Here is a 6092-nt window from a genome sequence, read left to right as displayed (position 1 = left end):
GCCCAAGAGCAGGCCTCGACTGAATTCGAAAAAAGCCCCATCCGGACATTGTCCGGATGGGGCCGCCGAGGTGGCTACCAGGTCTGCCGGCTTGCCGTCGCTCAGCTGTCGATGAACGACACGATGTCATTCAGCAGACGCTCCCTGTGGGTCAGCGGCAGGCCATGCGGCGCGCCCTCGTAAACGATCAGCCGGCTGCCGCTGATCAGGTTTTGAGTCTTGGCGCCGGTCAGCGGCAGCGGCGCGCTGGCGTCGTTGTCGCCCTGCACGATCAAAGTCGGCATATCCAGCCGCGCCAAATCTCCCCGCACGTCCGCCTTGCCGATCGTATCACGGCACGCGAGCGCGATCGGCAGCGCGACGCCGAGCATCATCATCATAATCCAGCTGCGCGTCTTGGCGAGCGTTGCCTCGGTGAAGAACGGGGCCTCGTTCTCCGACAGCCATTTGGGGAAGTCATCTCCGATCGCGCGATTTTGTGCCTCGATCAGTTCAACCGGAACGCCATCGGGGTTGTCTGCGGTCTGCGCGAGGGATGGCGTCGTGGGCGCAATCAGGATGAGCTTCTTGACGCGCCCGGCGCCCTGGCGCGCGAGATAGCGCGCCGCCTCGATCGAGCCCATGGAATAGCCGACCAGAATGGCGTCGTGCAGATCGCGCTGCTCGAACACGGCGCCGACATCGTCGGCGAGCGTGTCCAGATCATAGCCGTGACAGGGCGCGTCGGAGCGGCCATGCCCACGGCGATCGGGCGCCACGCAGCGGTGGCCCCTCGCGATCAGCGCGTTGATGTATTCACCCCAAGTCGTGGAATCGAATGCCCACGCCGATAGAAAGACGATCGGACGGCCGGAGCCCCAGTCCTGGACGTAGAGGTTGGTTTCGTCCCTGGACTGGACGAACGGCTTGCGGTTCGGATGCATGCTCATGTCGTGGTTGCCTTGCGCCGTTTACAGTCGATCTCCCATGATGGCCGTTCAGCCTTGCGGCATCTGGTCGATGAATCCAGTGACCGACGCGATCTGGTCGCCGCTCCGCCGGATGAAGTCGGTGCCCTTGACGACGGCTTCGCTGCCGTCGGGTCCGAGGCCCCAGCAGAACCGCACGACATCGCCGTAGCCGTCGGCGGCGCCAAGCAGGCTGAACCGGAAGGCGGGAAAGCGTTCGTGAACGGCGGCGATCAGGCCGTCGATTTGAGGCCTGCCGTCCCCGCGCATGAGCGGGTCCGCGTATGCCGCATCCTCGGTCCAGGTGGCTGCGAGCAGCGCCTGCCGCTGCCCCGCGTCGCGCGCGTTCCAGACCTCGATGTAATCTTCTGCAAGCTTTTGCGGGGATCTCATGATTTGCGCTCCGTGTGAGTACGAAGCCAAAATCGTCGAAGCCAAGAAGGATTGCGATTACGCGCCAGGTAATGCCGGGCAATATCGACGCGAGATCGCCGGGAAGCGCGGATCCAAAAGCAATGCGAAAAATAAAGGACCCGCCCGGGGGGACAACCGGACGGGTCTAGCCATATTGGCGCTTGGGTGGATGGGCGCTCGCGCCGAATATAGCCTGGGAGGGTTTCCCGCTCCCACATCGGTTCGTCGTCAGCAGTGCGGTCCACGTTCAAAATAACAGGCGATTTTTTGGGATCGCTCACGAAAACGTGGATCACCGCCGGACGCGCGAAGCCTTACGGGGTGTCCACCGCAAGGCTGATAATCTTCTCACGCTTCAGTCGGGCGATCAGGCTGTCGGCATCATCCTTCGACATCGCCCGCCCGAGTTGCAGCGTGAACATGCCGCCCTTGGCACCGTCGATGATCGTGGCCTGATAGTTGTTGAGCAGCGCCGTGATGTCGGAGATGCGGGCATCCGGCGCGAACCGCACCAGCACGTGCACCGGAACGGCAGTCGGCTGCGGCCTCAGCGCGCGGGTCAATGGCTCCGCGCTCATCGGCGCGTTCGTCGGCGCTGGGGCGAGCCGCGCGCGGGCATCGAACGAGGCCGTCTGGTAGGTGGCCGGTTGGCTTCGTATCAAGACCGTGGCGATGACGCCGGCCTGCACCAGCACCAGCAAAATGCCTAAGCTCGCCGACCAGGCCAGCGCGCGCGGCGACAGCCTGTCGAGGAAGCCGAGCAGCCGGCGACCGAGACCGCGCGAAACGGTCGCAGCCTGGGTCGGCTCGGCATCGATGGCGGCAAACAGCTTCTGCATCGCCCGCATCGACGGCGCGCCCAGACTCTCGTTGAGCGCGATGGTCTCGGCATATTCATGCTGGATCGCGGCATATTGCCGGGCAAGCGTGGGATCGCGCGCCAAGGCCTCCTCCACGCGCTTGATGTCGTTGGTATCAAGTGTACCGGCCGCATACCAGGGCAACAGGAGTTCGATCTCGCTGGGGTCGTGCTCCTGCATCTGCTTGCTCAATGCCATCATGGCCAGCCTCGCTCAACGCCAGCCGCTTTCAAGAGGTCGGCCAGTCTCTTGCGCGCATAAAACAAGCGCGTCTTGACGGTATTTTCCGGAATCTTGACGATGTCGGCCACCTCCCCCACGGATTTCTCGTGGTAGTAGACGAGATCGACGATCTCCCGGTGCTCTGGCGAGAGCGCTGTCAGGCACCTGCGCAATGCATCTCCGGTATTCTTCTTCTGCACCACCACTTCCGGATCATCGGAGGTGTCCTCGATCGCGTTGGCGGCCTCGTCCTCCAATTCGACATCCTTCCTGCGCCGCAGCGCAGACAGGGCCTTGTATCGCGTGATGGCCAGCAACCAGGTCGAGACGGCAGATCGGCCCTCGAATTTGCCAGCCTGACGCCAGACGTCGAGGAAGACGTCGCCGATGAGGTCTTCCGCAACCTGTTCGTCCCGCACGAGCCTGAGCCCGAAACGGAACACCCTGACGTGGTGCCGTCCGTACAGCACCTGCATGGCGAGCCGGTCGCCTTGGGCGATCCGGGCGATCAGGGTTTCGTCTGATGCCGCCTGTGTCGCGATCAATGGCCGTCTCGCAGGATTGGTCGGGAAAACGGGGTGCGTGGTTCGACGCAGCCCGTAAAAAATTTCAGAATACCGCAAAGATACGCACGTCCCTGTGAACCAGCACACAGAAACGCGTTTTTTTGCCGGCGCTTCCTGCAGGATCGTTCGAACCGGATGAGCGGCATCATATTACTGCAAGACCTTCCGAATGACCGGCCTGGAGCATGGCGCTCCCTCCAATACCGATCCGAACGAATTTTCTTCGATCGAACAAATTCCATCCCGTGGCAACGGATGTGGCAGCTGAAAAACCAGTATCCATAGATACCAAAACGCAAGGCTTTCCACGTAGTTTTTCGAGCTGGCTCGGCCATTGGCGGGAAGATGGGCTGTGCGGCGTCCTCCCTCCTGATTTCATCGTGGCTGAGCTGCGGGACCTTTCCGGTCCTCGCGCAGAAGAAAATTACGAAACACGTTGCGATTATGACATTGATCAGTTCGAAATCCACGGCTTCCACCGAAACTCTGCTCGACGAGCTGCAGGCGACGCTTGCCAACGGCACCGTCGCTCGCCGGGTCGAGATGTTGCGCCGGGTGACCGACCTCTTCATCGACGGAGCCATCGATTTTTCCGAACAGCAGATGGCGCTGTTCGACGACGTCTTCGAGTGCCTGATCGAGCATATCGAGATGTCGGCCAAGTCCCTGCTCGCCCATCGCTTGGCCGCCAGCGAGATCGCGCCGCCGCGCACGCTGCGCAAGCTCTGCGATGACGACGCGATCGAAGTTGCGGGTCCGGTGCTGTCGAAATTCGAGCCCCTCGACGACCAGACCCTGATCAAGACCGCGCGAACCAAAAGCCAGGCTCACCTGCTCGCAATCTCGATCCGCCGGGTGCTGAGCCGGGCCGTCACCGATGTGCTGCTACTGCGCGGCGATGACGAGGTGGTGCGCTCGACCGCGCAGAACCCGGGCGCGGCGCTCTCCAAGCGCAGCACCACCAAGCTGATCGACCGCGCCGCGCAGGACGATCATCTGGCCGCCTGCCTTGCGACCCGGCCGAACCTGCCGCGGCATTTTTTTCTCAAACTGCTCGCCAAGGCGTCCACCACGGTGCGCGCGCGGCTCGAAGCAGCAAATCCGAAGCACTCGAAGGAGATCTCCTCCGCGGTGCGCACGGTGACGCGGCGGGCGCGCTCGACGCCGGTCGCACTCACCAAGCAGACCGAGATCGCGCACGAGCTGGTCCGCTCGCTGCACGAGCACGGCCGGCTCGACGAGCAGTTGCTGGAGCAATTCGCCGAGCAGAAGAAGTTCGACGAAGCCAATGCGGCCCTGGCGGCGATGGCCAACGTGCCGGTGTCGGTCGCCGAGACCATGATGATCGAAAGCCGCGCCGAAGGCGTGATGATCCTGGCCAAGGTCGCCGGCCTGTCCTGGCCGGCCGTACGGCAGATCATCGAGATGCGCGATGAGCTGGTCGGCGGCCCGCCGACCGATCTGTCGCCCTGCAAGGCCACCTATGAGCGGCTGCGGCCGTCCACGGCCCAGCAGGTGCTGCGTTTCCATCGCATGCAGGAAGCGGCGGCGCCGGCTGCCTAGCAGAGCTAATAGCGCAGCACGCGCTTCCCCATCAGCGCGCCGATGAGGGCGACGATCCCGGCCGCGATCGTATACCAGGTCGCGACGAACAGCGGCGAGTCGTCAGTGCAATGGGCCGCATAGAGCGTCGCAGCTGTGCCGGCCGAGAGCAGCCCGGCGATCGCCCCCGTTGCCGCCGGCCGCGCTGGCGCACCGTGACGTAGCCCGAACATGGCCGCCGCCAGTATCGGCAGCGACAGCACGGGAATCGCCGACATGCAGAGCAGCGAATTGTGACCGACCAGCCGCGCCAGCATCGGCAGCCGCTGCGGCAGCATCATCTCGCTCGCGATACCACAGGCGATCACGACGATCGGCGCCATCAACAGCCAGCCCCAGCCCTGCAGCGAGGCTTCCGGCCGCGACAGATGCAGGCTGACCGCGGCGGCCGAGATCGCGAGCGCCGTCGTCACCACGAATTTCAGGTCGAAGAACGGATTGCGCATCGCCACCATGACGTCGGGACGGACGCCGAGCCCCAGCAGAAACATGGCGGCCGACACCGGCGTCGCAGCCATCAGCGCCAGCAGCAGGATGATGCCGACCGGCAAGGCACGCTGCGTGTTGTCGGCGGCAAGAGAGCGAATGAGCTGATCGGTATCCATTCTCACTGCTCCCTGAGCTTGGCGGTGAGGCTCGAGAGCGCGCGATGCAGTGCGACCCGCACCGCGCCTTCGCTCATCGCAAACCTCTCGGCGGTCTGCTTGATCGAAGAGGCCTCGACCGCGATCGACTGCAGCACCTCGCGCTGGCGCTGCGGCAGTGTCTGCAGTTGCGCGACCACCTCGCCGGCTGACACCTGCGGTGCCGCAGGCTCATCGGCCAGCGTCTCGGCGAAGTCATCGACGTTGACGAAGATGCGCCGGCCCCGGCGGCGCAGCGCGTCGATCAGCTTGTTGCGCGCGATCGCGAACAGCCAGGGCGCGAACGGTGCGCTCACGTCCCAGGTATGCCGCTTCAGATGCACTGCGAGTAGAATCTCCTGCACGATATCCTCGGATTGATCTGGCGGCTGCCCAGCCCGCGCCAAGCCGCGGCGCGCCGCGGCCCGCAACACCGGCGTGACCTGCCTGAGCAGACGATGATAGGCCTCGTCGTCACCACCGATGGCCTGCTGCATCAAGCCGGTCCACTCGTCGTCACGTTCGCGCACGCACCACCTGAGATGTAATTCGGACGACCTTTCAGATTGTTACTCGCAAAAGCTCCAATCACGAAGCCGTGAGCAAGCCGATGCAGGCGTTTCCGGGGCGATCGCGGCCTCTCCGTGGCCTCGGATGGACATGCCGCGCGTTGCCCAGCTTTCGCCCGCTGGGACGACAAGATTCCCTTTTTCCGCCCCGTTCTCGACACGGGCGGGGGTCCAATCTGTGGCGGGGCTGGCGGGATGGGGAGATGATCAGATGACAATCCAAGCCAGTGGACGTTCAGCATTTCTGGCGGCTGCGCTGATCGCAGCCTCCGCGTTCGGCTTTGCCGGC

Annotated in this window: 7 protein-coding genes; 1 reads left to right on the top strand and 6 read right to left on the bottom strand. The window is 64.0% G+C overall.

Going from position 1 to position 6092, the window contains the following annotated elements; genetic code table 11:
- Positions 1 to 101: 101 nt before the first annotated feature.
- The 4 genes from WA702_RS22930 to WA702_RS22915 all read right to left on the bottom strand — a co-directional run bounded on the left by WA702_RS22930 (position 102) and on the right by WA702_RS22915 (position 2988).
- Positions 102 to 929, bottom strand: a complete 828-nt coding sequence (locus tag WA702_RS22930) for an alpha/beta fold hydrolase (RefSeq protein ID WP_425112846.1) — start codon at positions 927 to 929, stop codon at positions 102 to 104.
- Positions 930 to 977: 48 nt separating this feature from the next.
- Positions 978 to 1340 (bottom strand): nuclear transport factor 2 family protein, encoded by a 363-nt coding sequence (locus WA702_RS22925; protein ID WP_425112845.1) that lies wholly within the window; start codon positions 1338 to 1340, stop codon positions 978 to 980.
- 335 nt (positions 1341 to 1675) lie between these two features.
- On the bottom strand, positions 1676 to 2422 hold the full coding sequence (locus WA702_RS22920; RefSeq protein WP_425112844.1) for a hypothetical protein: 747 nt from the start codon (positions 2420 to 2422) through the stop codon (positions 1676 to 1678).
- Positions 2419 to 2988, bottom strand: coding sequence for a sigma-70 family RNA polymerase sigma factor (locus tag WA702_RS22915; RefSeq protein WP_425112843.1), 570 nt, complete (start codon positions 2986 to 2988; stop codon positions 2419 to 2421). The genes WA702_RS22920 and WA702_RS22915 overlap by 4 nt, the downstream gene beginning before the upstream one ends.
- 465 nt (positions 2989 to 3453) lie before the next feature.
- Here WA702_RS22915 and WA702_RS22910 point away from each other — a divergent pair, with 465 nt between their 5' ends.
- Positions 3454 to 4572 (top strand): DUF2336 domain-containing protein, encoded by a 1119-nt coding sequence (locus WA702_RS22910; RefSeq protein ID WP_425112842.1) that lies wholly within the window; start codon positions 3454 to 3456, stop codon positions 4570 to 4572.
- Between the two features lie 5 nt (positions 4573 to 4577).
- Here the strand turns inward: WA702_RS22910 and WA702_RS22905 are convergent, their stop codons facing one another.
- Complete coding sequence (locus WA702_RS22905) at positions 4578 to 5216, bottom strand: NrsF family protein (protein WP_425112841.1); 639 nt, start codon at positions 5214 to 5216, stop codon at positions 4578 to 4580.
- A gap of 2 nt (positions 5217 to 5218) precedes the next feature.
- Positions 5219 to 5764, bottom strand: coding sequence for a sigma-70 family RNA polymerase sigma factor (locus WA702_RS22900; RefSeq protein WP_425112840.1), 546 nt, complete (start codon positions 5762 to 5764; stop codon positions 5219 to 5221).
- Positions 5765 to 6092 lie beyond the last annotated feature (328 nt).

The organism is Bradyrhizobium sp. (assembly GCF_049798375.1).
Classification (GTDB): Bacteria; Pseudomonadota; Alphaproteobacteria; order Rhizobiales; family Xanthobacteraceae; genus Bradyrhizobium.
This window is presented reverse-complemented; position numbering and strand designations above follow the sequence as displayed.

Coding starts and splice junctions, on each gene's coding strand:
- WA702_RS22930 (WP_425112846.1), bottom strand. CDS start 929: ATGAGCATGCATCCGAACCGCAAGCCGTTCGTCCAGTCCAGGGACGAA.
- WA702_RS22925 (WP_425112845.1), bottom strand. CDS start 1,340: ATGAGATCCCCGCAAAAGCTTGCAGAAGATTACATCGAGGTCTGGAAC.
- WA702_RS22920 (WP_425112844.1), bottom strand. CDS start 2,422: ATGATGGCATTGAGCAAGCAGATGCAGGAGCACGACCCCAGCGAGATC.
- WA702_RS22910 (WP_425112842.1), top strand. CDS start 3,454: ATGACATTGATCAGTTCGAAATCCACGGCTTCCACCGAAACTCTGCTC.
- WA702_RS22905 (WP_425112841.1), bottom strand. CDS start 5,216: ATGGATACCGATCAGCTCATTCGCTCTCTTGCCGCCGACAACACGCAG.